The 25,510-nt window shown below is 52.8% G+C and carries 22 protein-coding genes; 9 read left to right on the top strand and 13 right to left on the bottom strand.

Annotated elements, in window-relative coordinates; all coding sequences use genetic code 11:
- Positions 1-584 precede the first annotated feature (584 nt).
- Entirely contained in the window at positions 585-1,187 is a 603-nt protein-coding gene (locus AAGJ81_13805; protein ID MEM0967215.1) for a PEP-CTERM sorting domain-containing protein, read from the bottom strand.
- Positions 1,188-1,216: 29 nt separating this feature from the next.
- Complete coding sequence (locus AAGJ81_13810) at positions 1,217-2,302, bottom strand: TIGR02597 family protein (protein ID MEM0967216.1); 1,086 nt, start codon at positions 2,300-2,302, stop codon at positions 1,217-1,219.
- Positions 2,303-2,851: 549 nt separating this feature from the next.
- Between AAGJ81_13810 and dxr the strand changes: the two genes are divergently transcribed.
- Together dxr and AAGJ81_13820 are read left to right on the top strand one after the other, a co-directional pair.
- Positions 2,852-3,997, top strand: a complete 1,146-nt coding sequence (gene dxr / locus AAGJ81_13815; GenBank protein MEM0967217.1) for a 1-deoxy-D-xylulose-5-phosphate reductoisomerase — start codon at positions 2,852-2,854, stop codon at positions 3,995-3,997.
- Between the two features lie 178 nt (positions 3,998-4,175).
- A complete protein-coding gene (locus tag AAGJ81_13820) occupies positions 4,176-4,619 on the top strand; it encodes a transposase (protein MEM0967218.1) in 444 nt (147 codons plus the stop codon).
- 69 nt (positions 4,620-4,688) lie between these two features.
- On the opposite strand, the gene AAGJ81_13825 is transcribed toward AAGJ81_13820, so the two are convergent.
- The 9 genes from AAGJ81_13825 to AAGJ81_13865 form a co-directional block, all read right to left on the bottom strand.
- Positions 4,689-5,411, bottom strand: a complete 723-nt coding sequence (locus AAGJ81_13825) for a sulfite exporter TauE/SafE family protein (protein ID MEM0967219.1) — start codon at positions 5,409-5,411, stop codon at positions 4,689-4,691.
- Between the two features lie 103 nt (positions 5,412-5,514).
- Positions 5,515-5,640 (bottom strand): hypothetical protein, encoded by a 126-nt coding sequence (locus tag AAGJ81_13830; protein MEM0967220.1) that lies wholly within the window; start codon positions 5,638-5,640, stop codon positions 5,515-5,517.
- Between the two features lie 8 nt (positions 5,641-5,648).
- On the bottom strand, positions 5,649-5,783 hold the full coding sequence (locus tag AAGJ81_13835; GenBank protein ID MEM0967221.1) for a hypothetical protein: 135 nt from the start codon (positions 5,781-5,783) through the stop codon (positions 5,649-5,651).
- A 96-nt stretch (positions 5,784-5,879) separates the two neighbouring features.
- On the bottom strand, positions 5,880-7,334 hold the full coding sequence (ccoG, locus tag AAGJ81_13840) for a cytochrome c oxidase accessory protein CcoG (protein ID MEM0967222.1): 1,455 nt from the start codon (positions 7,332-7,334) through the stop codon (positions 5,880-5,882).
- Positions 7,324-7,893, bottom strand: a complete 570-nt coding sequence (locus tag AAGJ81_13845; protein ID MEM0967223.1) for a cbb3-type cytochrome c oxidase N-terminal domain-containing protein — start codon at positions 7,891-7,893, stop codon at positions 7,324-7,326. Before AAGJ81_13845 ends, ccoG begins: the two co-directional genes overlap by 11 nt.
- Entirely contained in the window at positions 7,890-8,075 is a 186-nt protein-coding gene (locus tag AAGJ81_13850) for a hypothetical protein (GenBank protein ID MEM0967224.1), read from the bottom strand. Before AAGJ81_13850 ends, AAGJ81_13845 begins: the two co-directional genes overlap by 4 nt.
- A 16-nt stretch (positions 8,076-8,091) precedes the next feature.
- Entirely contained in the window at positions 8,092-10,530 is a 2,439-nt protein-coding gene (gene ccoN / locus AAGJ81_13855) for a cytochrome-c oxidase, cbb3-type subunit I (protein MEM0967225.1), read from the bottom strand.
- 439 nt (positions 10,531-10,969) lie between these two features.
- Entirely contained in the window at positions 10,970-12,064 is a 1,095-nt protein-coding gene (locus tag AAGJ81_13860; protein ID MEM0967226.1) for an LptF/LptG family permease, read from the bottom strand.
- Between the two features lie 5 nt (positions 12,065-12,069).
- Positions 12,070-13,365, bottom strand: a complete 1,296-nt coding sequence (locus tag AAGJ81_13865) for a DUF1343 domain-containing protein (protein MEM0967227.1) — start codon at positions 13,363-13,365, stop codon at positions 12,070-12,072.
- 213 nt (positions 13,366-13,578) lie between these two features.
- Between AAGJ81_13865 and AAGJ81_13870 the strand changes: the two genes are divergently transcribed.
- From AAGJ81_13870 to AAGJ81_13885, 4 genes are all read left to right on the top strand, one after another.
- Positions 13,579-14,568, top strand: a complete 990-nt coding sequence (locus AAGJ81_13870) for an NAD-dependent epimerase/dehydratase family protein (GenBank protein MEM0967228.1) — start codon at positions 13,579-13,581, stop codon at positions 14,566-14,568.
- A 236-nt stretch (positions 14,569-14,804) separates the two neighbouring features.
- On the top strand, positions 14,805-16,160 hold the full coding sequence (locus tag AAGJ81_13875) for an MFS transporter (GenBank protein ID MEM0967229.1): 1,356 nt from the start codon (positions 14,805-14,807) through the stop codon (positions 16,158-16,160).
- 10 nt (positions 16,161-16,170) lie between these two features.
- Entirely contained in the window at positions 16,171-17,646 is a 1,476-nt protein-coding gene (locus AAGJ81_13880; protein MEM0967230.1) for a TonB-dependent receptor, read from the top strand.
- Positions 17,643-18,104, top strand: a complete 462-nt coding sequence (locus tag AAGJ81_13885; GenBank protein ID MEM0967231.1) for a RidA family protein — start codon at positions 17,643-17,645, stop codon at positions 18,102-18,104. The genes AAGJ81_13880 and AAGJ81_13885 overlap by 4 nt, the downstream gene beginning before the upstream one ends.
- A 38-nt stretch (positions 18,105-18,142) precedes the next feature.
- Here AAGJ81_13885 and AAGJ81_13890 read toward each other — a convergent pair whose 3' ends face one another.
- Entirely contained in the window at positions 18,143-19,543 is a 1,401-nt protein-coding gene (locus AAGJ81_13890; GenBank protein MEM0967232.1) for an isochorismate synthase, read from the bottom strand.
- 324 nt (positions 19,544-19,867) lie between these two features.
- Here AAGJ81_13890 and argF point away from each other — a divergent pair, with 324 nt between their 5' ends.
- Both argF and ppk1 read left to right on the top strand, forming a co-directional pair.
- The gene (gene argF / locus AAGJ81_13895; protein ID MEM0967233.1) at positions 19,868-20,818 is read left to right on the top strand and encodes an ornithine carbamoyltransferase; all 951 of its coding nucleotides are present in this window, start codon (positions 19,868-19,870) and stop codon (positions 20,816-20,818) included.
- Complete coding sequence (gene ppk1, locus AAGJ81_13900; protein ID MEM0967234.1) at positions 20,815-23,016, top strand: polyphosphate kinase 1; 2,202 nt, start codon at positions 20,815-20,817, stop codon at positions 23,014-23,016. Before argF ends, ppk1 begins: the two co-directional genes overlap by 4 nt.
- A gap of 38 nt (positions 23,017-23,054) precedes the next feature.
- Here the strand turns inward: ppk1 and AAGJ81_13905 are convergent, their stop codons facing one another.
- A complete protein-coding gene (locus AAGJ81_13905; GenBank protein MEM0967235.1) occupies positions 23,055-24,701 on the bottom strand; it encodes a hypothetical protein in 1,647 nt (548 codons plus the stop codon).
- 154 nt (positions 24,702-24,855) lie between these two features.
- Here AAGJ81_13905 and AAGJ81_13910 point away from each other — a divergent pair, with 154 nt between their 5' ends.
- Positions 24,856-25,461 (top strand): TetR/AcrR family transcriptional regulator, encoded by a 606-nt coding sequence (locus AAGJ81_13910; GenBank protein MEM0967236.1) that lies wholly within the window; start codon positions 24,856-24,858, stop codon positions 25,459-25,461.
- Positions 25,462-25,510: the final 49 nt, after the last annotated feature.

The following is a 25,510-nucleotide window of genomic DNA, read 5'->3' on the forward strand; positions in this document are numbered from 1 at the left end:
GCAAACGCCTCATGATCCATTGCTCTGGCTCCAGTCGGGCTACGCCCTCCTTACGCCAGAGCAATCCAACCACAACCATTAACAAGAACACTACCTTCCTGAGGACCGAAAAACAAAAAGCGAAAGATTCTGGACACTACCCTCTATTAAGATTTCGAACAAGATTTGGCCTGGAACTGCAGACAGGCGGAGATTGCCAGACGTGATTGGAGGTTAGGTTTGAGTTCGACATTGGCTATCTTTCGAAAGAGATCCCGATAGCGATACCGAGGGTGGCACCACTTGGCCTCAAACAGCAGGGGGAGATGAAATACGAATCCATGATCGAGGGGTGAACCCTCATCCTACCAGGAATTCTTAGATTAGATCTCAAATAACGAAAACGATCGAGCTCACAGGAAGCCTGAAAGGGAGAATCGAAGACACCACTCTCAACCGATGACTCCTCCACGCCCTTCGATTTTCCGCCGTAGCCGGCCTAGCCGGGAACAGATAAGGTGAGAGCAGGCCCCACCCGCTCCAAAAAATGAAAGCGCCCGACCCCGAAGGACCGGACGCTTTCGGTTGGGAGGGAGAAAGTTACCTTATCGACGACGGCGGATCAGAGCCAGTCCGAAGCCAAGCGCACCCGCGAGAAAGGCGAATGAGGAAGGTTCTGGCACGACGGTCAGATTCGCTTGGCTACCTGAAACCTGAGCTAGCGTTCCACCACCGCCGAAGGTCAAAGTGTCGGAATTGTTTGATGGCGCGACCCATGAGTTGTCAGTTACGAACCCATAGGCATCACCAAACTCTGGACTTACAGACGCGCTAGATACGACACTATCGAAAAATACGATCCCAAAAGCATCACCGTCGTCAATGCTGTTGTCGCCCAAAGTGAATGATGCGTTCCCAGGGACGGTGTTCAGAAACGTTGTCGCGTTAAACGAAACAATGTAGTCGTCAGAAGACTCAAAAAACGAACCAGAGGCAATCGTGTCGCCAACAACGATTCCTCCGTCGAGTAAGAACCCGTTTCCTTCAGTATCAAAAACTACAAAAGCAGCCCATCCTGATCCGATAGGCGAACCAGACTCGTTCAGCACACCAGAAAGAGCGGTACCGCTTATAGTGACACCCTTCAGGGGCACCAGGGCCAAGGCACCGACTAACGCAAAGGCAAAATAAGTTAGTTTCTTCATCATTCTATCGTCCTTTCAATTCTTCGGATTGGTTAGTCAAGGGTGTAGGGAATTGGGGGTAACCAACTGCCGAGTCCGGGCAAGCCGTCCGCTTTGCGAACGATAAGGGGTGCTCCTGCCGGAATCTCGACATCATCAGACAAGACAAATGTTCCATCGGAATACCACCCAGGGGTTCCTCCCCCTATCTGGCTTCCGTCGTGATAAACATAAACTGCACTCGGCGAAGGGTTCAAGGCATCGTTTTCAGAGGTGAAAACCAAGAGTCTATCTGTCGGGTTAAGCAGATCCGTTGAGACATCCACAACGGATTCGAGACCAGATTGTCCGAGCGTCAAAGATACCGGAAATGGGTTTGTGATTCGGTTGTCTTGCGCCTCGTTGGCGATCCGTCCAACACTGATACCAACGGTCGTAATGGGGACATCACCGGCAATGGTGAGCGTGGAATCTGCGCCGCTCACATTTCTGACGGTAATGTAGGACTCCGGACTCACTAGGACGTCGTCGGAGGGGAGAAATGTTCCATCCTCGAACCAACCCACTTCACCGCCACCGAGCTGGCTACCGTCATGAAGAACAAACACAAAGCCGGCCGATAAGTTTGTACCGCTTTCGCTCAGATCGTTGATGAAGACGAATGCTTTGGGAGCGAGAAGATCGTCAGAGACCGGAACTCCATTCGCTTCGCCCAACAGCTCTCCGAGGGTCCAAAACGGTATAATACTGACGGCGGTTTCAACAATGAGTCCCAAGGATTCGAGGTCGTCCTCAACGGTTACAGAGCCGTCACCAACGCTTGTGATTGGAAACCATCTCCCCTCAAGGGATCCACCTAATACAAGAAGGTAATGTGTCCCCGCAAAACCAGACCCTGCTGTTACCCCAGAAAGTCCAACAGAACCCGAAGTCACTGAGCTTACAACACCCCTGAGACTTGCGACATCTTGAAACGTAACTCCAATCAATGTGTCAGTCCCGTCCACTAAAGTTGTAGAGTTGTACCCCACTGGATCCGTTGCAGCCGAATCATCCGGTTCCGGGTCCTGCGCGTTGGCTGACAAAAAGATGGCTGCGGACGCGACCGCAACCGCGGAAAGCAATTTGGGCGATTTCATAAACGGAGTAAGGTTCAGTGAGTTTTTGGATGATGGCAAGTGCGAAAAGACATGATTTGATACTTCCATAGCTATCATATCTACTCCATTCAAATCCGGTCCAGCCGCACTGTCATGAATAACGGGTCGAAAGAGACTTTTATTGGCTGATTATGAATACTTTACCAAAAATTCAAAACGGTAAACTGATCGATCTGTGCACCATCAGGTGACAAAGTTGGAACACGAGGAAATCTCCTCGAGCGATAAAGTAGTGCTGATTCAGATTTTCCTGCTGATGGCTTGGAAGACTGTCAACAGGTACGTGGGGCGACCATGGGACGGGGTTTTATTTTCGAAAAGCCTTCCCCCCGGAACTGAGTTCCGAGGCTACGCTCGTAAAGACCTCCTTCCCCGGAACACATTCGACCACGCTCGTGTAAGGCAATTTCCGAGGCCACCCTCCCCCTCTTCAAACTTACCACTTCACCCTTCAAACTTCCTCAACACCCTTCTAACTTCAAACTTCACCCTTCCCGCCCGCCTCTTCTTTCGATTGGCTGATCACGAATGGATCGACCTAAGAAGATCATCTTGCTGGGAGCTACGGGAAGTATTGGAACGAGCACTCTGCGGATTCTGCGGGCGCACCCGGATCGGTTGCAATTGGTGGGAGTGGCGGCACACTCCAAGGCCGAGGAATTGGCGGCGATCGTTCGCGAATTTCGAGTGCCGCATGCAGCCCTGACGAATGCGGATGCGGCAGACGATGCTGTCCGAAACGGAGTCTTTCCTTCCGACTGCACACTCCATTCCGGCAAAGCGGGCTTAACGGCCATCGCCAGCGAACCGGAGGCGGATATGGTTCTCGTCGCTGTCGTGGGCACTGCTGCCCTCCGTCCTACTCTGGCGGCCATCGAAGCCGGGCGGGATATCGCGCTGGCGAGCAAAGAAATTCTCGTCCTCGGGGGCTCGTTTGTCATGGAAGCCGCCCGAAAAGCCGGAGTTCGTCTCTTACCGACCGACAGTGAACACAACGCGATCTTTCAGTGTCTCGAGGGTCACCCCAACCAGTTTCTCGACGGGATTATTCTGACCGCCTCGGGAGGAAGGTTCCGGGACCGTGACCCGAAAACGCTGGATAACGTGACTCCTGAGGAAGCGACCGATCACCCGAACTGGTCCATGGGTCCGAAGATCACGGTCGATTCGGCAACGATGGCCAATAAGGGACTCGAGCTCATGGAGGCGCGCTGGCTCTTCAACCTGCCTCCTGAAAAACTCGAGGTGGTTCTCCACCGGCAGAGCATCGTGCACTCTTTTGTCCGTTTCGTGGACGGCTCCATTCTAGGGCAGCTGAGTCCACCCTCCATGACGTTTGCCATCCAGCATTGTCTACTCCATCCAGAGCGCGCGGAAGGGGTGGAGCCCACTCTCGATTTTCAGGAAACGTTTACCCTCGACTTTGCTCCTCCCCCGGAGGGCCGATTCCCCTGCCTCAACCTCGCTTTCGAGGCGCTCCGCTCCGGCCCGACAGCCATGGCTGTGTTCAATGCAGCCAATGAGTTGGCCGTCGCCGATTTCCTCGCTCGGAAAATCAAGTTCCCCGCAATCCCGCAAAGAATCGCCGAGGCACTTGAACAATTTGGCGAGCAAAAAGTGAGGAGTTTGGAGGACTTGCTTGCATTGGATGCGGAAGTGCGGGAAGCGAGGTAGGGCGCAGTCTTCGACAAGCCGCGCGGAGGGTGAACAGGAGCGGGGATTTATTTCCGGAACACCCGGCTTGCCCCGCAGTCGCGGGGCTACGCCGTACCCTTATCCTCTTGGGGGGATGCCGGAAAAACCATCTTCGTGTCCATGTAGGAAGCATCTGCCTCATGAAATTCCTCCGTGGGTGTCCGACCAGTCCGTTTACTTCCTAACAATTTGCTGCAAACAAAGGTCCCATAACGATCTGGTGCAAAACGGTATACCCGAGAAGCTACTCGAGTCTGCGGCTTTCTATGAAAGGCAGAGAAAGTGGTTGTGCCGCCTCATGGTTCTCATGCCTGATCATCTGCACGGGCTTTTCGTTTTTCCGCAAGACGCTTCGGTAACGAAAACCATCACCGCTTGGAAATCGCATCATGCACGAAAAACTGGTATCAAGTGGCAAGACGGTTTCTTCGAGAACCGCATTCGAAACGACACGGAATTTGATGAAAAGTCAGCCTACATTCTCAAGAATCCTCTTCGGGCAGGATTGGTGAAAGAGGTCGATGACTGGCCTTTCGTTCACGACACTAGAAACCCACCAAGGCGTATTCCCACGGACGGGCGGCAAGCCGGGGGTTACTAAAAGGACCCTAGTTTACTTACAGAACTCCGAGGCTTGCTAAAGGCGGCTCTCTACCCATTTTGTAGCTCTTCAACTCCCCGAATCACACAAGGGACACTTCACCTCGGCCAGGTCCGCCGGAGGATTGAGATCGGGGCCTGCGACCAAGCGCAGGGCGATCATACTGGCCAACACCAAAGCCATACCTTGCTGAATCCGGCGCATCCCTAACGGAGAAATTCTCGTTTGGATGCGCGCATATTGGGTATGTGTGAGCCAAATCAGCGGGAGTGTTCCGAGGGCGAAGGCGAAAAGGAACTCTGCCCCGTTGATTGCCGATCCGGTCACAAGTGCCACCCCGATCACCAGATACAACGGACCGCAGGGGAGGAAAGGCGTAACGAGTCCCAAGAGTCCACCAGCTGAAGTGCGAGGCAGCTTACGCACACGGGTGCTGAAACGAAAAAACCATTTGCTGACAATCTTCGGCTTGGGAATCCGTTTCTCGAGACCAAATGCAATCGCCACAAAGAACAGCACCAGAGCCCACGGAAGAATGGTCAAAGCACTAGCATCAAACCACGCAAAGGGTGCCGCACCGATCGCCCCTGCGATCGCGCCAAGTCCTGTGTAGGCGAGGACCCGCGCCCCGTGATACACGGAAGTGACCACGACCGGATTCGCCTTCTCGTTGGCATTTTGCGGGAGAAACGCGCAGGCCAGCGGGCCACACATTCCGACGCAATGCACCGAGGTGACCACGCCCGCGAAAAACGCAGTTGTCGGTCCGGTTATGGTCTCTGGATCAATCATTTTGGTGGTGAGAGGTTGGAGAGGTATACTAGAAGAGCCACAGGTAGTTTGTCAGCGTTTCTTAATCGTAATCGTAATTATTCAGTGACGTTGTCGATTAGGATTAAGATAAAACGGAAGGAGCGGCGACTTCAGTCGCCGAAGGCAATTGTTCCTTGCGGATGGAACCCATCGGCGGCTGAAGCCGCCGCTCCACCAATTCGCTAAGATAAGGTTTTTCATCGCTCATTCAGAACTTCAATACTGTGCCGGTTTAATCTGTTCCGGAGCATTATTGACTGCGACGTAAATAAAGAAGAACCACGCACCCACCGAGAGCAGGAAGATGATCACGAGAAAGATCCACGGGTATTTTTTCAGGATTGAGGTCATTGCAAGAGTCCAAAGGGCAGAGCCTGCGGCCCACCAATCGGGGTTTGCCGAAGGAAATCGCCTTTCCTAGCTTCCCATTTCTCCATCGTCACTGCCCTACTCTCCAAAAACAGGTTCAAAATCGTCCCGCAGCAAACGGGGATCCGGACCGAGAAATTCGATCCCTCGTGCGACGGTAAAATCTCCCGGATTGCCATGGATTTCGATCGTAACCGGAAACGGTCCCTCATACTCTGCCTTGGGAACAGTGAGCACGAAAGGACGAACCGTCTCTCCCATTGCAGGAAGCACCACTTCGCCATCAAAGCCCGCAGTCGTCAGCTCATCGTTACTCGAAAGCGCACTCACGCTAAAAGTGACCGGTTGGTTGCGCTTGTTGATTAGACGCACGTTGAATTGATTTCGTATTGATTCTTCGGATACGAAAAAAGGTGAACCAGTCATGCGGCTTACCCCCAGGTTACCGGGCTTCAACTTTGTAACCGAGATGCCGAAGGCGGCGATCCCAAAGCTCATCAACGCAAAATAGAGAAATAGGCGCGGACGGATAAACTTCTTCGTCTTACCCGCCAAACCATTGAGCGAGTCGTAGCGAACCAAACCCTTTGGACGCCCGATCTTTTCCATGACATCATCGCACGCATCGATGCAGTTCGAGCACCCAATGCACTCCATCTGAAGACCTTGCCGAATGTCGATACCCGTTGGGCAAACCTCCACGCAACGGAAACAATCGATGCAATCCCCTTGAGCCCCGACCATGTCCTCAATCCCCGCTTCCCTGCGCGCTTTCTTTCGTCCACGCGGTTCACCCCTCGTCTCGTCGTAACCGATCACCACCGTGTCATCATCGATCAGGGCCGATTGCAGCCGGCCGTAAGGACAAATGATCAGGCACAGCTGTTCGCGGAACCATGAAAAATTAAAGTAAAGCACTCCTGTAACAAACAGTATGAAGACGAAAGCCCGCGGATGAGCTCCAGGCCCTTCGGACATCCATGAAAAGAGAGCATCAAGGGAAATGAAATAAGAGAGGAAAATGTGAGCGATCGCCCCAGCCAGCAAAATGAAGATGGCGTGCTTTGCGCCTCGCTTGACTACCTTCTCCGGGCACCACTCCATTCGGTCCAACTCCTTCTGTTTGCGGGCGGGACCTTCAATCCACCTCTCAATCCTCCGGAAAACATGCTCGAGGAATACGGTCTGCGGACAGGCCCAACCGCACCAAAGCCTGCCGAAAAGTGCCGTCACAAAAAAGAGGAGAAAGCCGAGTCCGGTGACAAAGAAGAAAAGGATCCAGAGGTCCTCCGCAGCCAACGTAAGTCCAAACAGGTGAAATCGCCTTTCCGCCAAATCGAGGAAAACCGCCGGGAACCCGTTCACCGGAATCCAAGGCAGCGAGACATAGATCAGGATGAGAAAGATCGCACTAAAACGACGCCAAAAGGTGAATACGCCCCGAACATCGGCGGGGTGGAGAAAATTGCGGGATCCGTCCTGAGCAATCGTCGTGACCGAATCGCGCGTCGGCCTTTGCCGATTACGGCTCACTGGCGCCTCCACTCACGCTCTCGGGAGAATGATGGGAGAGCACAAAGGCGACGACCTCGGCGACTTTCTTAGGTCCTAGCGAGGGACCCCATGCCTGCATACCAGTTCCGTCAATTCCCTGATCGATTGTTTGGTATACGGCAACGGGCTCACCCCCGTGAACCCACTCATTGTCGGCAAGGTTGAATCCAATCCCGCCTTCAAGATTCGCCCCATGGCAGGTGGTGCAAATAGTCTGGTAGGTCTCCCTTCCTGCTTCGACAAACTGGGCATTGCGGCTCATCTTCCAGAGATTGTCGTTATCGAGCATCGCTAAAGTGGCCTCCAGATTCGCAGCCTCAATCACCTGCATCTTTGCATCCAGACGGGCAACGTCTGTTGTACCAACGTCCGACTGAAAGAAGAAAAACCAGTAGACGAAAGCGAAGGCTATCGCACCGTAAAGGCTGATCAGCCACCAGTTGGGAAGACGCTGATCGTATTCCTGAATCCCATCGTATTCGTGATCCATCAGGCGGACGCCTTCCTGAAGGTCGTCGTTTTTTTGGCGATCGTTCATGTGTCCTTCGGTTCAGTAATTTTGGTCTCTTCTTCGAGAGGCAGATTTGCCATTACTTCCGCTTTTTCCTTCCTCATCCGCACAGCTCTCAGAACGATTACCAGAAACAGCAGGAAACTGATCAGAAATGCGAGGATCGGGAGAATTTCCTGCCACTCGGCGTATTGGATTCGCTTAAACACAGCTCAGTCCTCCCGGTCAGCGAATAGAAGCCGTGGTGACCGTCTCATCGTAGGCCCCTAGTTTTTGCAGGTAAGCAATCACCGCGATCATTCGGCTGTCCGGCTCTACCAAATACCCGCGCTCTCTGAGGTCCCGGGCGATTTCGAGAGCCTGCTTCTCAACCATACTCCGCACGATCTCGTCATCCAACTCGACCGGATAGGGAACTCCCAGCCAATCGCGCTGCACCTCGATACGATCGGTCAGGGAATCGAGATCAATGCTTTGGTCCGCCAGCCAGTAATAGCTGGGCATATTGGATCCCGGCGAGGTGTCCCGCGGATTCATTAGGTGAAGGTAGTGCCAGACATTGTCCCGCTTCCCAATTCTCATCATTTGGCTATCGTCCCGAATGGCACCCCCCTCCCGAGCGAGGTCTGGTCCGGTCCGTTTGGAACCCCATTGAAACGGAAAATCGTAAATGGACTCGCCGAGACGAGAGTAACCCTGACCGTCTCCCGGTCCGTAGCGGAGGACGTCAGGAACCATCGTACGGATCATCTGGCTGTGACAGTTGTAACAACCTTCACTAATATAGGTGTCCCGACCCGAGAGTTCGAGGGGCGTGTAAGGCGTCTGCAGCCTCCCCTCGATATTGGAGGCCCGCTCGACAGTAATCGTTGGAATGAGCTGAATCGCACCGCCGATTGCCACTGCAATAAAGGTCAGAACGGTGAACCCAACCCAGTTGCGCAAAAGGCTGTTGTACCAGTCCACCCATCGAGCACCGCTGATCTCGAAGTGGGCTACTGCGATCAAAACTACGAAGATCGAACCCAGCATTCCGAGAACGAGAAAAGCCCCGCCACCGAAAAGCCAGAAGCTACCGAAGATGACCAAGCCGGTGGAATACATAACCGGCGCATTGAGGAAAGCGGAGAGGATTCCCGGTTCGCGGTCCTTATCGATCTCGACCTCGATTGAACCGTTGGTCGGAACGCCGGCGCGGATCGTCCGATAAATGTTGTAGGCCAGAATGAAATACCCCGCGAGGTAGAACACCCCTCCGATTACGCGAAACAGCATTGGCGCCCGGATTGCGTTGAGCGTTTCGACAAAATCGGGGTAGGCGAGGACAGTCCCATCCACTGCGTTGAGCATCAACCCCTGGGTGATCCCAGAGACCCACATCGATGCGATGTAGAGAAGGATGCCCACCATCCCGAGCCAGAAGTGCATATTCGCAAGTGCGATCGAGTGAAGACCTCGGCAGCTGACCTCCTCGTCAAACGCACTTTCGGTGCTCCCTTTCTTTCGCCACAAGCGCGGGGCAAGCCAGTAAAACATCCCCGCTGCCATGAAGCCGTTCCATCCTAACGTTCCGCTGTGCACATGCCCAATCGTCCAGTCGGAATAATGGGAAAGACTGTTGAGGGCTTTGATCGAAAGAAGCGGCCCTTCGAAGGTAGCCATCCCGTAGAAAGTGACACCCGCAGCCAAAAACTTGAGGACGGGATCGGTCCGCAGCCGATGCCAGGCTCCCCGCAAAGTCAGGAGGCCGTTGAGCATCCCACCCCATGACGGAGCCCAAAGCATGAGGCTGAAGATCATTCCAAGAGCCTGCAGCCAGCCCGGAAGGGCGGTGTTCAGGAGATGGTGAGGACCTGCCCAAATGTAGAGGAACACCAGCGACCAAAAGTGGATTACCGAGAGGCGATAGCTGTACACCGGTCTTTGCGCCGCCTTCGGCACAAAGTAGTACATGATTCCGAGAATTGGAGTCGTGAGGAAAAACGCTACCGCGTTGTGACCATACCACCACTGTACCAAAGCGTCCTGCACCCCGGCAAAGACCGGATAGCTGTGGACGAGACTGGTCGGAATCGAAATGTGGTTGACGATGTAGAGCATCGCCACGGTCACGACGGTCGCGATGTAGAACCACAGTGCAACGTAGAGGTTTCGCTCGTTGCGTTTGGCAATCGTCCAGAAGAAGTTGATTCCGAAAACTACCCAAATGAGGGTCACCGCAATATTGATCGGCCAGATCAGCTCCGCGTATTCTTTCCCCCGAGTGAATCCAAGGGGAAGAGTGATCGCCGCTGCCACGATGATCAGCTGCCAGCCCCAGAAATGGATTTTTGAAAGAAGATCGGAAGCCAGCCGCACGCGACACAGGCGTTGCGTGGAGTAATACACTCCCGCAAACATCATGTTCCCCACGAAAGCAAAGATCGCGGCATTGGTGTGGAGTGGACGGAGTCGCCCGAAAGTGATCTGTTGAAGACCCTCGTTCTGGATCAAACCGAAAGTGATCCACTCGAGGAACTTCCCATTCATTTGCCAGAAATTCAGCTGGGATGCGATTAGGGAGCCGGCGGCCATACCAATCACTCCCCAGAAAATCGAAGCGATTACAAATTGGCGAGTGATCCGGTCGTCAAACTCGATAGTGACACGAGAACTACTAGTCATTGCTACTAAAGAGTGTGAGAGTCGTCATCCCGGAGAGGCATTAGGGAATCCTGCTCGGGGCTACCCGAATTGCGTCGATGCAGCAGAAGAAAGAGGCAAAGAAATAGCGAGGCGAGCAGCAGGCTGACTAGGAGGGTTAGACCGATTACATTCATTGGAACGAAGAGATCGTCACGCAGAAAAGCCGTGCCCAGGGGAAATTGATTTTCATTATACCTAAGATTAGCAATTTGAAATTTTAATATGCAAGACATAAGTATTTATGATACTCATTCTCAATAGTTGCATTTCTAATAAGTCTATCTTTTCGCCTCGATTCGAAGATCTTATCGTAAAAGAAAATCGCACCGAGGCAGGGCGCCATCTTTGACAAGGTGCGCGGTCGTTAGATAAAACCGGAGATCTATTTGGGCATGCTCTGTTTGACTGAGTCGGAGCCCTAGGCGTTCCGGCGGTACATCCAGACGCCCGCGACACCAGCCAATACAAGAGGGGTCCACGTCGACGCCAGCACAGGGAGCCAGCTCCTCTGTCCAGCGAAAGAAAAGACCGCGGTCACGGCAAAGAAGCCGAGATAGATCCAGACCGCGCGAAAGAAGCCACTCGAAGCACCCGACCTGCCCGTCCCAAGCGCGCAGGGTATCGCGATCAGGACCACGACGAAAAACTGGAGGGGAGCCGAGAGTACCGCGAGGTAACGGACCCGATACGGTTTGGCCTTTGGATCCCCCTCACTTTGCCGAAGAAGCTGGTCCAACTGCAGGAGTGATAGATCCTTCGGACGTTGGCTAAAACCCAATAAAAGAATTGGCGTCATGCGGCTTCCCTCCAGGACCATCTCGTCGAAAGGCACGAGTTCGCCGGGCAGCTCATCTGCAGGCGTAATTGGGAGGACGACTCCATTGGTGAGAGTCCATTGGCCCTTTTCTTCGTCATACACTCCACGAGCGGCTTCGATGCGCTGCGGAGCCTCTGAAGAAGAAAGGTTTACACTCAGCCCAAACGCTTCATCGGAGGTTCGTCGATAGTTTTCGACGAACCACAGTTCGTCGTTCTGGGGGAGGTAAGCAGCGAGGTCACGAGAGGTGCCCCAAAAATCTTCTGAACCTCCGGCAAGAGCGTCCTCTTTGACCCTCTCCCGGAGAAGGCGGGAGGACTCCATTGACGACGGAGCGAGAGAACCGTTCAACCAAAGAAGAAGTCCCGCTAACCCCAACGCAGCTACCCAGAACGGACGGCTCAACCGGAAAAGACTCACACCCGCTGAACGAATCGCCACGATCTCTCCATTTCGTTGCAGGCTGGCGAGGGAGAAGAGGAGGGAGAGAAAAAAACAAATGGGAAGAAGTGAGGGCAGGTAACCGGGTATAAGAAGAAAAAAGTAAAGGAGAACCGTTTCCAGAGAAGCCTCCCGATCGATAAATCGGGGAAGCTCATTGTAGACCTCACCGAGGAGAAGAAGCCCAAGAATCGCGGCCACCGCCAGACCGAAAATCTTCAGCCATTCGCCGAAAATGTAACGGTCGATCCGCATCTTTCCTATGGGTAGATGTAATACTGCCGACTGAAATCCTGAAACGTCTTTGCTTCACGTTCGAACTTTTCTAAAAAGTAGTTCAGGTCGACCCTGCGACCGCGGGTCGAAATCGCATCCCACCATTCAGTGGAACCCACGTGTTTATTGAAGAGGATCATTTCTGCCTCGGAAGCTGCCGCGAAAGGGTTGATCCGGCTCCATTGGGCAGACAGCCTCATCATCTCGAAACTGAGCTGGGTGGGGCGAAGAACGCTGTAGTCGGTCACCACTACATACACTCCCGTAGTTACCTGACGATTTGGCTTACTGTAGCGACGATCCTGATACGATAGTCCGGGGATATTCAGTCTCCTCATATCGCCGCTCAGGGTAGCTGCGGACTTTCCGGGGTAAGTCAGCAAGCGGAAGGGAAATGGGGTGCCGTATCCATGCCGGAAATCCCCGATCTGTGAACCCAGGCCAGTCATCGGGTAGCCAATAGCTGCGGAGACATCGGGGATTGCCGGCGACGTAGCGATCCAGCGAAGTCCGGTCTGAGGCCAGAGCATGCTGCGCCGCCATCCCTTCATCGGAACAATTTTGAGGCTCCCCTCCAGACGCACCCGGTCGGGAACATCCATCCAGCCAGGCACCTCCTTGAGCATGCGAGCCAGCTCCCCGATAGTTAGACCATACACGTAAGGCACCCGATAGGCACCCACATAACTCATCCAGCGAGTCTCCATCATCGGTCCGTCTACCTTGAGGCCACCCAGCGGATTGGGACGATCCAGCACTATAAATTCGACGCCTTCCTCGAAACAGGCCTCCATCGCCAACTTCATGCAGCTAATGTAGGTGTAGGAACGCACTCCGAGGTCCTGAAGATCGACCACCATCACATCGAGATCCTCAAGCATTGCTGGAGTCGGCTTCCGAGTTTCTCCATACAGGGAATAAACTGGCAGCCCCGTATTCTCATCCAAATGGTCGTTGATCTTCACATTGGCTTTTTCGTTGCCGTAGACCCCGTGTTCAGGCCCAAAGAGCGCCACGAGGTTCACATTGGGGGCTTCAAAAAGGATTTGAATGGTCGATTTCCCCTGCCGGTTTACCCCTGCCGGATTGGTGAGGAGCCCGACCCGCTTCCCCTCCAAAAGGTCAAAATCCCTCTGGGTCAGGTGGTCGATTCCCAAGAAAATTGAGCTGACCTTGCGCGGAGACTCTCCCTGAGACTGCTGTGCAACTACCTTCGGGGGAACTAGAGTCAGTGCACAAGAAGCGGTGAGGAAAAGAAACAGAGCGGACGCAACCTTCATTCTCAGATGGATTACTTTGTGTGAGTCACCAAGACGAGTAGAAATTGGCCCATTATTTCTTTGTCGGCACTCAGAGGTACTTTGGATGCATCTTTGTAGTGAGAAGAAGATTGCAGTAGCCCAGAAGCAGGAACCAACTTCAAAACAGTTACTGAAGAATCTCGATTCCCGGTTCACGGTTGCTACTCGCCGAAACCCTTTCATTCTCCACGAATGCGCGGTTTGGTATTGGTGACGGGAGCAAGCGGATTTGTCGGTGGAGCTGTCTGCAGAGCGTTGCAAAACAAAGGATATTCGGTGCGGGGGACCGGAAGACGGGAAAGACCCAGAGAATTACCCTCCGACGTAGAGTATCTTCCCGGCGATCTTTGTGACACTGGGTTCACCAAGAATCTTGTCGAGGGAGTCGATGCGGTTGTCCACGCAGCTGCAAAAGCAGGGATTTGGGGTCCGTTGGAAGAGTATCGCAGGGCCAACGTGGAAGCTACCTCAACCCTGCTGGAGGCCGCCCGTGACGGACAACCGGAAGCGTTTGTCTATACCAGCACTCCAAGCGTGGTCTTCAACGGTAAACCCATCCAGAACGGAGACGAGAACCTTGCTTACGGAACCAATTTTCCCTGTGCCTACCCGGCAACAAAAGCGGAAGCCGAACGATTAGTGCTTGAGGCAAATGACTCAGGATTTCGGACCCTTGCGCTGCGGCCGCATTTGATCTGGGGACCCGGTGATCCTCATCTGTTCCCGAGAGTATTTGAGCGCGTCGATGCAGGAAAACTGAAAATTGTGGGCGATGGAACCAACCGGGTTGACCTCACCTTTATCGAAAACGTTGCTTCCGGCCACGTTGCCGCAGTCGAGTCCCTTCTCACGGGCAAGGGAGGTGGCGAGGCCTTCTTTCTCACTCAGGACGAGCCCGTCGAGCTCTGGCCATTTATCAATAGGGTTCTGAAGGCAACCGGTAGGAGCGAGCTGAACAAAAAGGTGCCGTTGTCTCTTGCCTACAGAGCTGGTGCGATCTGCGAATTTCTATGGGGACTTCTTAGAAGAAAGGAGGATCCTCCCATGACGAGGTTTGTGGCCAAGGAGCTAGCAACTGACCATTGGTTCTATTCGCGCGCGGCACGGGAGACTCTTGGATACGTCCCAGCGGTTTCGATGGAAGAAGGCTTGGCCCGTTATCTGGAGTCGCTGAAGAATTGAGAACCTGTATCCAGACTCTCTATTGAAACCGGCATTCGTTTTTGGCCCTTCCATCCACATCAGTGGGGCCATGCCTCCAAACCCAAAGTGCAAAATAGCAATCGAGCAGAAGAAACCCGTGGTCTCAGGAGAACCCGGCCTAAGCTGTGTTTGAAATCTGGATTGATTCATAAAGTCCAAAGCTCGCCCGAACCACAGCTGCCCCACGTCACTGTCAGACCATTCGAATTTTCCCCATGCAGAAAAAGGGCCTGAATCCTCATTTTCCGATTGATCCTGCCCGTTGGCCTTTCCCTTACGCGTGGATGGTAGCAATTGTCGGCACGCTTGGCATGATCGTCACTGTGCCTTCGACACCCCCCGGCTTCGCGCCATTCGTCGATCCGGTGATGAACGATTTGGGAATATCGCGTTCTCGACTTACCTTTGCCTACACTTGGGGAACTATCTTTGCCGGGCTCGCTATTCCCTTTGGTGGGTTCTGGATTGATCGACTCGGCGTACGGGTCACTGGAATCATCGGTTTTGCTGGCTTCGGATTGAGCATGCTTGCCCTCGGATCGCCTGAACGAATGCTCCGCCTGTTTGGAGCAGTCGGAATCGGGTCGGAAACGGCTACCTTCGTTTTCTTTTTCGGTATCTTTTTTCTACTCCGTTTTTGGGGTCTGGGAATTACAATGACGGTTTGCCGTTCGATGGTCTTCCGCTGGTTCGTTCGTTGGAGGAGTCTCGTTGCCGGAATCAACGGGATGATCCTTTCGCTCTCGTTCTCCAGCGCTCCATTCCTTCTCAATGGGTTGGTGGTCTTTTTCGGCTGGAAGGAAACCTGGTTGGTACTCGGAGTGGTTTCTTCCATCGGCTTCGTTGTAGTCGCCTACCTTTTCTTTCGTGAGTCGCCAGAGGAATCTGGTTTGGAAGTCGATTCTCCAGCGAAAAAGGTCGGTTTGGATGCCCGTGCACCAGAAACCGAAACCGGTATGGTAGACCGGGATTACACTGCTTTTGAAGCGATGAAAACACTCGCCTTCTGGCTAATGCTCTCCGGTCTCTCGATGAATGCTTTTATCGGGACTGGAACATCGTTTCACATCGTCTCTCTTGCAGCTGATCTCGGAGATTTTAACCGTGAGGCAGCTCTAAAACTGCTCCTTTACGTAGGATTTTTCAATGTCATCACGTCCCTAAGCCTCGGATTCGTAGCCGAGAAAATCCGACTTCGCTACCTCCTCTTTTCCATGATGATCGGTCAGACACTTAGCTTGCTCGGCCTTCTCGCCTTCCGTGAAGAATGGGGTCTGTGGGCCTATGCTCTGGGCAGTGGGTGCGCCTGGGGGATCTTCGGGATTTTAGTGAGTGTCCCGTGGCCCCGATTTTTCGGCCGGAAACACCTCGGATCGATCAATGGTATTGTGACCGGTGCGGTCGTCGTCGTGAGCGCAATCGCACCATTTGCCTTCGGGATTTCTCTCGAACAAACAGGCACCTATCAATTTGCAGTCTTTGGATGTCTGGGTTTGACCCCGATCCTCGCAATTCTTGGACTGTTGGCACGAAATCCGCGTCGTAGCCGCAAACAATCGAAAGACTCTTGACCGTAAATACATGGAAAACACCACACTTACCACCAATCGCAAGGCCCTCACGGTCAATCTGAACGAACGCCTCTACGGAACCTTTGCGGAAATAGGCGCCGGACAGGAAGTGTCGCGACACTTTTTTGTCGCGGGAGGAGCCGCCGGCACCATCGCCAAGAGCATGTCGGCCTACGACATGAAATTCAGTGATGAAATCTATGGGAAGGCGAATCGATACGTGTCGCGCGACCGTCTCATCCAAATGATGGATCACGAGTATCAGCTTCTCGATGAACGACTCAAAGAAATCCGGGGCGACAAGACTCAGTTTTTCGTCTACGCGAATACCGTTTCAGCCCGAAACTATAAGGGGACCAACGAGTGCCACGGTTGGATGGGGATGCGATTTCAACAGGAACCCTCCGAGGCTCCCATCGACATCATTCTACACGTGCGGATGCTAGACAATTCAAACATGCTACAGCAAGACGCACTCGGAATTTTTGGAGTGAATATGATCTACGGAGCGTTGATGCTCCACGCGGACGCGGACACCTTTATCGAGTCTTTGAAGGATAACCTCGGAGCAAGCAGGATCGAAGTGGATATGATCGAGTTCAATGGCGAAGGTTTTCAGGACTCGAATAACCGCATCCTTTCCCTCAAGTTAGTGGAGGCTGGACTGACCAACGCGGTGATGTTTGCCCCGGGCAATGCTGTTCTACAACCCTCCGAAATTCTTCATAAAAAGTCTCTGCTCGTCGAAAGAGGAAGTTTCCGCCCGGTCACCAAGGTCAATATTGATATGCTGGAGAAAGCGGGAGCACAGTTCCTGCAACAACCGAAGGTTCAGGACTCCAAAGTAGAAGTCGCGATGGAAATCACCATGGGAAACCTTCGGGCCGGCGGTCACATCGACTACGAGGATTTTCTCCACCGGACAGACATCATTACGAGCCTCGGGTTTTCTGTGATCGTCTCGAACTATTTCGAGTTTTTCCGCTTGGCAGCCTACTTTAGGCGCTACACCGAGAACCCGATTGGAATTGTCCTCGGAATCAACACGTTGGTGCAAATTCTCGATGAGCAATACTATGACAATTTGGAAGGAGGCATTCTCGAAGCGTTTGGAAGACTGTTTAAAGAAGACGTGAAACTTTTCATCTATCCAATGAATGGTTCCGGCTTCAAAGCCTACAAACACCAACTGGATGCTGATTCGATGGAAGAGGAGGTGAATCCACTGGCAAAAGAAGTTCTTATTACCGCTGAGAACCTAAGAATAGCCGACAACCTTACTGGTCTCTACAGCTACCTTTTGGAGAATGACTTTATCGAGCCGATCCGGAGCCACGCTGTGGAAAACATGAACATTCTCTCCCGGTTCGTGATCGAGAAGATTCAAAAGGGAGACGAGACCTGGAAAGACCTCGTCCCCGAACCTGTCGCTACCTACATCGACGAACACGGTCTTTGGCAACCGGAGGAGTCTAAAACAGCGTGAGTGCGGAAGACACTCTCCTACAGTCTGGGATTCAACTCCCACCCGCCCCAAAACCCGTTGGATCCTACGTGCCAGTCGTTCAGACGGGAGACCTTCTCTTTCTTTCCGGTGCTCTGCCGCTTTGTGCAGAAGGACTAACCCACGTAGGTAAAGTGGGTAGGGATTTTTCCATAAGTGAGGCAGCACAAGCCGCCAGACAATGTGCGATGAATCTGGTGGCCTTGCTACGGGGCCATTTGGGTTCTCTCGACAAAGTGGATCGCGCAGTCTCGCTCACAGGTTTTGTGAATGGAGTGGATGACTTCTCCGATGCAGCCGCTGTAATGAATGGAGCCTCGGATTTTATTCTAGAGATCTTCGGGTCTGCCGGTTTGCACACTCGGGCAGCTGTGTCAGTAAACGGTCTCCCGAAAGGGGCCGCTGTCGAGGTGACTGGAGTTTTTCAGACTTCAAGCTAGAGCAACTGTGTCTCAAACCAAGGCCTGGGTAGACTCCATTACCGGTCCACTCCAAGAGCGCTTAGCATTGCAGCAAACTTAATCTCGGTCTCTCGCAACTCTTTCTGAGGCGAAGACCCCTCGACAATTCCAGCACCCGCAAAAAGCCGGGCCGAATCGCCCTCCATTCGAGCCGTTCTAAGCGCAACAACAGATTCACCGGAATCCGAAGGCTTTTCCCAACCAAGACAGCCCGAGTAGAGACCCCGCGAGAAACTCTCAAGTTCTTCGATCAATCGCCCAGCCTCTTGATGAGGAACCCCGTTGACCGCGGGAGTTGGGTGAAGCGCTCCGATCAGGTCAATCAGCGAAAGCCCTTCTGGATTCTGACCGGAAATCGGCGTTCGAAGATGCTGAACGTTCGGCAGCCGAAGAAGCTGAGGGTTTCTCGCTGCCTCCGGACATAGACCAAGACCCTCCAAGGAACGACTAATCTCTTCGACGACGAAACGATGTTCCCGCAAGTCCTTCTCGCTGAGGAGCAGATTCTCTCCCAGTTCAGAATCCTCGGAAAGGCTACTGCCGCGCGCAACGGAGCCAGCAATTGCCTCCGTATCGAAACGTCCGTTCCGCAGGCGGACCAATCGTTCTGGAGTGGCACCGATCCAGCTCGCTCCACTCCCCCGAGAATACGAGAAGGCAAAACAATTCGGATAGCTTTCCCTCAACAAACGAAGTGTCTCCAGGGGTCGGAAATCGTCCTCTGCTTCGAGATCCAACCACCGCGATAAAACCACCTTCTCCAAAGTGGTATTCTGAATTGTGGACAATGCCTGCTCCACTCGTTCACGAAATCTTTCCGTAGCTTCAGCTCTGACATGGCGAACGGAGACAAGGGAGCCTGCGCCTACACCACGATACGAACTCTCCGTGACTGATTTGTGTGCCCGCAGGATCCTTTGCGCCTCTGGGAGAAGGTCTGCACTTTCCTCCACAAGCACATTCGCCACGGCAATACATTCACGATCTGTCCTGCAAACCTGCCAGCGTGGAATAAACACCGTCGCTGCAGGAGAGTTCATTTCATTGAACGCAAACGCGTGAAAAAACAACGGACCTGAAAACCAACCATCAAGATCTCCAGTCTTCACTATATGTTCCGACCACCTCTTTACGAATGCACTCGCCTCGTCAAAACGATCGGGTCCGGACGAATCCAAACGAACCACAGACTCGGCTCCAGAGACAGAGGTAGATCCACGCTCCAAGTAGAGGTGTGGCTCATTCGACTCCTGAATCGCTTGCAATACCGCGAGAGGATCCTGGTCACTCACCCGCAATGAAATACTAGCGATCGCCGGATGACCCGACGTCAGGGCACTCTCGCGAACGTATTCAAGAAACCGCAACAAACCCTCAAGGTCGCGATTTCCAAACTTGTCTGCCGGGACTTCTTTCATTCCCAAAAGAACTTAGCGACCAAGGTTACCATCACGAATTGAAAACAACAATTTACCTTCAACGCGAGATTCATAGACCAACCTCACGTAGGTGCAATTAGAGCCACGGGGTAATGTGGAAACTACACCACTCCAACGGGGCGGACAAAAGTCCGAGCTCCTCAAGACCACCATTATGGAGCGTGGACTTCAGTCCGCATCGGTGCCATTAGCCCGATACCCCGCACTTTTAATCACAACCACCTCATGTTTGAGCGGGATTCCAAGATTGCCAACACTCGGAGACCGCGACACTTTTGGAGTTTTTCTCTTATCAAAAATCCAATGAGGCACTTTCTCAAAGAGACCGACTTCAGCCCAGCGGAAATTCCAATGGTTTTCTCAATGGCTGCCGAGTTCAAGCGCTTGCGGGACGGGTCGTATCCGAGAGTGCTGGAAGGGCAAAGCTGGGGGATGATTTTTTACAAGAACAGCACACGGACCCGGATTTCATTTGAAGTAGGCCTCCACGAACTGGGAGCCCACCCTGTCCGGCTTGATGCGAGCAACACCCAGATTAACCGCGGCGAGAGTATTGCCGATTCGGCTCGGGTAATGGGCCGCTATCTTCATGGCTTGGTCATACGAACTTTTGGCCAGGAAATTGTCGAAGAATTCGCTGAGCAGGCTGGCATTCCAGTCGTCAATGCGCTTACTGACTACCTACACCCCTGCCAGATCTACTCCGACGTGTTCACTCTGGCTGAAAAATGGGGAGGTGACGGAGCCAACCTCGATTCCGTGGCAGGCAAAAAAGTCGCTTTTTTCGGCGACTGTAATTCCAATATGGCGAATTCCTGGCTGTTGGCTGGTGAACTGTTCGGACTCGAAGTGGTTCTTAGCGGACCCGCCGGATTCGGTCCTGGTGAACGAATTCAAAAAGACTTGGAAAAGCTTTCCCCCGGAAAAAAGCCCTCTTTCGTTCAGGATCCTTTCGAAGCGGTAGCCGGAGCAGATGCCATCTATACCGATGTTTGGGTGAGCATGGGAGATGAGGCGGAAGAGAGCTCGAGACTTGCGGCGATGCAACCCTTCTCGGTCACACTGGATCTACTTTCATCTGCAAAACCCGCAGCTCTTTTCCTCCACTGCATGCCTGCCCACCCAGGACAGGAAGTATCTCAGGAGGTCCTTGATAGTGAAAACGCAGTCCTCTTTGACCAAGCGGAAAACCGGCTTCACGTCCAGAAAGCCATCCTAGCACAGGTCGGAGACCCAGAAAATCGACCCTCGTGACCACCCGCAAGAGAACACCAGCCGTCCTTCCGGAAGGCGTTAAGAGTCCTTATCACGGCGACCGGCCATTCTTTAACCGGGAACTCAGCTGGCTTGCCTTCAATCAGCGGGTTTTGGAGCAAGCCACCAACCCAGAATACCCTCTTCTCGAACGAGTCCGTTTTATTGCTTTCGTCAGCTCGAACCTCGATGAGTTCTTTGAAATTCGGGTGGCGGGTCTTATGCAGAAAGTCGATTCCGGAATTACCCGGACCGGACTGGACGGTCTCCAACCCAAAGAGCAACTCCAGAGAATTCGTCGCCTCTCATCCCGACTCGTTCGCGACCAGTATGCTTGCTGGAACCAGCAATTGGTTCCTGATCTTCGCGAGGAGAATATCGTTTTCAAAAAGGTGAAGGAATTGAACCGTGGTGAAAACGCTTGGATCAAACGTTACTTCGAAGAGAGCGTTTTCCCGGTTCTCACGCCGCTAGGCGTCGACCCCGGTCATCCGTTTCCGCAGATTAGCAACAAATCCCTGAACATCCTTGTCTGTATCCGAAGTCAAGAAGCCGAAGCCGAGGAGTTACTCGCCATCCTTCCCGTGCCGTTGATCCTTCCCCGGATTGTTGCCATTCCCAATAAAAGGACCCGATCACAGACCTACGTGTTTCTCAGTGACGTAATTGGCCGATTTGCCAGCACGCTTTTTCCCGGCTTCGAAACCCTTTCAACTCACGCTTTTCGAATCACGCGAAACAGCGACCTCTACATTGATGAGGAAGAAGTCGATAACCTCCTTCAGACGATCGAAGAAGAGCTTCATAAGCTCAAAAAAGGTGCGTCCGTCCGCATCGAGATTTCAGATACCGTTCCCGACACCGCCCTCGATCGACTCCTTGATTCAATCAATCTCGGGCACGAGAGTGTTTTTCGTATCGATGGTCCAATCAACCTCCTCCGGGTAATGGAGTTTTACGATATGGTAGACCGACCGGATCTGAAGTTCCCTCCCTTCCTTCCGTCAACTCCGCCTGCCCTTGCGGATGCGGGAAACATATTTGAAGCCGTTTCCCGAGAAGACTTTCTCCTCCATCATCCGTTTGAATCGTTTCATCCCGTAATTGAATTTCTGAGACAAGCTGGCGACGACCCAAAGGTCTATGCGATCAAGCTGACCCTTTACCGAACAAGTGGAGATTCTCCGATCATCAATGCCCTGATTGAGGCTTCCAACAAAGGCAAACAGGTCACCGCACTAATCGAACTGAAAGCCCGTTTCGACGAAGCCAACAATATCCAATGGGCCCGCCGGCTTGAGGAGGCGGGAGTGCACGTCGTCTACGGACTCGTCGGCTTGAAGACTCACTGCAAATGCTGTCTTGTCATTCGAAGAGAGCCCGACAACACGTTGAAAAGATTCGTCCACTTGGGGACCGGGAACTATAACCCGAAAACCGCCCGCCTCTACACGGACTACTCCTTTTTTACCGCGAAGGACTCGATTACCGAGGAGGTTGCCGATCTGTTTAACTCCCTTACCGGATTCGCTAAATCGCCCACCTTCAAACAGCTACTGGTCGCCCCCTTCAATCTCCACGCTTCCGTTCTACGCTTCATCAGACAGGAAACTAATAATGCAAAAGCGGGAAAGGCCGCCCGGATTATTGTTAAGGTGAACAGCCTCATTGATCAGGACACGATCGAGGCTCTTTACGAAGCGTCCGCGGCTGGTGTGCAGGTCGACCTGATCGTCCGGGGCATCTGCGGACTAATCCCGGGGGTGAAAGGTCTCAGCGAAAACATACGGGTTCGTTCGATTCTAGGACGTTACCTCGAGCATTCCCGGGTCTACTACTTCCAAAATTCCGGCCGAAAGGCTCGTATCTACATTGGAAGCGCTGACTGGATGCCACGCAACTTCATCCGCCGGGTCGAAGCGGTTTTCCCCGTTGATCGAGCAGACCACCGCAAACAAATCCTGGATACTTTGAAAACCCACCTCCGTGATACTTCTCAAGCGAAGCAATTGAGGCCCAGCGGGACCTACGCTAAACTTCCAGCCTCCCGCAAATCACCGCCCTTCTCGGCTCAGAATCACTTTATCGAACAAGCGCTCTTGCGTCACCAGCAAGTCGCCGAAGAGGAACGACCCATTCCTCCACCCCAAACGACTCGACCCAATCCTTTGGCCTCGGAGACGGTTCCGAAGGCATAGTGCGTGAATTCGGTATAAGACTCTTCAGTTGAATGCCATTAATGCGAAGCGGTATGCTCACGCGTTCTTCTTCCTTTCATGCTGCTCATCCACCCTCCTGCGGCGAGAAGGCAAAACCCCAGGATGACGAACCACCAATTCCCGACCGACTCCGAAGTTCTCCAAAGTCTCTCGAGGATTGGAAGACAAAGAATAACGACGGGGGAGAGTCTTCGAAACCGCCACCAAAACGCTGTAGCAGAAAGGAGAAGGATGGCGACAACGAACCAGTCCGACGGTCTTAGAGATGACTCCAAACTAAAGAATCCGGCAGCGCCCAAAATACCCGCAGAAATGACTGAGAGAGGAAATAAATTGTCCTTTCGAAAGCACAAAGAAACGGCTGAGAAACCCAGACCTAGAATCCAGGCAAGACCCGCTTCAAAACTAATCCCAAGAGTCTGAAAAAAGTCTCTCTGCTGACAAAATTCAGCTAAACGAATCGAGCCGATGATCACAGCGAGCAGAGAAAGTGGATACTTGTTAAGGAAGATCCCAGCCCCAAAGAGGAAAAACACCAAAGTAGCCACGAACGCTTCCCAATTCAGCGATTCAGGAGAGTTCGGGACATATCCAGCGATAAGAACCGCGCAGATCAGGTATGCACTGGATATCCATATAGAACTAGGTCTCCTTCGACGAATTCCAAACCAAATGGCCCCCGCTGCGCCTAGAAACAGCGTGCTCAGCGGATGTCCCAAAACCTCCACACTGAGCGTCAGGGGAGAGCTGAAATATCCATCTATCGCACCAACAAGAACCGCAAGTAGAGGGATACCGGTAATGACGGCTCCAATGTCGGTGAATCTACTATTCGATTGGTCAAGCACCTCTACCAACATCAAAACGCATAGCGTCCCAATTAGAAAAAAATCACCGGGCGAGGTCGGAACGTGGAAGATATACCCTACTGCATAAAGATGAACTCCGAGACCAACAAACAGGAGGAGGCACACCAAGTGAAACATCGGACTCCGCTGAAGAAAGGGAACGTCTTCGCGATGAGTGAAACCAACCTTTCGTCCCATCTGACCGTAGACGATCAATCCACAAATCGTAACGAAGAGAACGTTAGTGAACCACCAACCCCTGGTCTCGAAATCGGGAGCAAAATCACGCAGTGAGAGTTTGATCAGAATGACTCCAATGAGAAAATTCCACAAAATCACGAGAACGAGGCAGCCGTAAGACAATCCATTCATCGGTATGCCAACCCATCGCCTCAGCGATTCAATTTTTCCGATGCCTACCAAGGCGCCAAGGATTCCGATGGCTAGCGCAACATTCGGTCCATTGTAGGCTATCGTTACCAATGCGATCGCACTTCCAACCAAGAAAGGTGGGATCAGCACCACCAGTGTGATCGCATCGTCCATCACCCGGTAGGCGGTGACAATGAAGAGTAGCGTCCCCAGAACAGCCAACTCGTAAAGATTCAAAGCACCTACAGAAAAGAATGCTGAAAGAGGATCCGTCGATTGTAGCAACTGCGGACCCAATATCATCAGGATGCCGTAAATGACCGAGAGAGCGCTCAAGCAGTAAAATACTGTGCCTCCTGAAACCCTCAGAAAGTGCCCGAAGCCGCCTCTTTCGGGCTCACGGCTTTTCTCTTCGCTGGGGCTCCTCGTTCCCCTTGTTTCCATGGAGAGAAGAATACATCCACAACCACCCAGTTTCCACTAAAATCGTCGTGTCGGGCGTAGAATTCGCCCTCTGGCGGCATTTTTGCCTTCCAGGCAAGAATTCAGCCAAATTTCCATTTGACAAAAACAGACAGACTTGTCTGTTTTTGTCTTCATGAAGAAAATCCGCGACAAAATCCTCGAAACCGCAGGAGACCTGTTTCAGCGCCGTGGCTACACTTGCGTTGGAATCAACGAAATAATCGAGACCTCCGGCGTTTCGAAGGCAGGCTTCTACGACAATTTCGCCAGCAAAGAAATTCTCTGCGTAGAATGGTTACAAACGACTCACAAGCGATCCGAGCAGCATCATGCCAACATACTTGCGGAAACGGGTTCCTCAGCACAGAAGGTAGTTGACTACTTTCACGCCCTCGCTGACTTCATGGCCTGTCGTGAATACCGTGGGTGCCCATTCAGCAACACGGCTTCCGTAATCGATGCAAAAAGCCCACGCATTCACGCAGAAATCGAGAGTCACAAGATTTTTATCCGCGAGTTTTTCGTCGATCTGGCAACTGAGATCGTTCCTGAAGGTAATTTTGAAGAGCTCGGCAATCATTTGTTTCTCCTTTACTCGGGTGCGGCAACCGAGGCGCAGAATCTACGGTCAGAATGGCCCATCTCGACCGCTGCCCGTATTGCAAAGGCCTTAACGGAGCACGCCCAACGTCCCAGTGCGGATGAGCAACGAAGGAAAGAGGAGCTTCTTGCTGTCTGAATCTGTTGAATTCAATCAGGCGTGGAATCAGCTACCTACCCAATGAGTT

The organism is Verrucomicrobiota bacterium (genome assembly GCA_038744685.1).
In the GTDB taxonomy this organism is placed as follows: domain Bacteria; phylum Verrucomicrobiota; class Verrucomicrobiia; order Opitutales; family Puniceicoccaceae; genus Puniceicoccus.

Coding starts and splice junctions, on each gene's coding strand:
- ccoN (MEM0967225.1), bottom strand. CDS start 10,530: ATGACTAGTAGTTCTCGTGTCACTATCGAGTTTGACGACCGGATCACT.
- AAGJ81_13830 (MEM0967220.1), bottom strand. CDS start 5,640: ATGAGCGATGAAAAACCTTATCTTAGCGAATTGGTGGAGCGGCGGCTT.
- AAGJ81_13880 (MEM0967230.1), top strand. CDS start 16,171: ATGGAAAACACCACACTTACCACCAATCGCAAGGCCCTCACGGTCAAT.
- AAGJ81_13890 (MEM0967232.1), bottom strand. CDS start 19,543: ATGAAAGAAGTCCCGGCAGACAAGTTTGGAAATCGCGACCTTGAGGGT.
- AAGJ81_13810 (MEM0967216.1), bottom strand. CDS start 2,302: ATGAAATCGCCCAAATTGCTTTCCGCGGTTGCGGTCGCGTCCGCAGCC.
- AAGJ81_13870 (MEM0967228.1), top strand. CDS start 13,579: ATGCGCGGTTTGGTATTGGTGACGGGAGCAAGCGGATTTGTCGGTGGA.
- AAGJ81_13835 (MEM0967221.1), bottom strand. CDS start 5,783: ATGACCTCAATCCTGAAAAAATACCCGTGGATCTTTCTCGTGATCATC.
- argF (MEM0967233.1), top strand. CDS start 19,868: ATGAGGCACTTTCTCAAAGAGACCGACTTCAGCCCAGCGGAAATTCCA.
- AAGJ81_13860 (MEM0967226.1), bottom strand. CDS start 12,064: ATGCGGATCGACCGTTACATTTTCGGCGAATGGCTGAAGATTTTCGGT.
- AAGJ81_13825 (MEM0967219.1), bottom strand. CDS start 5,411: ATGATTGATCCAGAGACCATAACCGGACCGACAACTGCGTTTTTCGCG.
- AAGJ81_13905 (MEM0967235.1), bottom strand. CDS start 24,701: ATGGAAACAAGGGGAACGAGGAGCCCCAGCGAAGAGAAAAGCCGTGAG.
- AAGJ81_13910 (MEM0967236.1), top strand. CDS start 24,856: ATGAAGAAAATCCGCGACAAAATCCTCGAAACCGCAGGAGACCTGTTT.
- AAGJ81_13845 (MEM0967223.1), bottom strand. CDS start 7,893: ATGAACGATCGCCAAAAAAACGACGACCTTCAGGAAGGCGTCCGCCTG.
- dxr (MEM0967217.1), top strand. CDS start 2,852: ATGGATCGACCTAAGAAGATCATCTTGCTGGGAGCTACGGGAAGTATT.
- AAGJ81_13875 (MEM0967229.1), top strand. CDS start 14,805: ATGCAGAAAAAGGGCCTGAATCCTCATTTTCCGATTGATCCTGCCCGT.
- AAGJ81_13865 (MEM0967227.1), bottom strand. CDS start 13,365: ATGAAGGTTGCGTCCGCTCTGTTTCTTTTCCTCACCGCTTCTTGTGCA.
- AAGJ81_13805 (MEM0967215.1), bottom strand. CDS start 1,187: ATGATGAAGAAACTAACTTATTTTGCCTTTGCGTTAGTCGGTGCCTTG.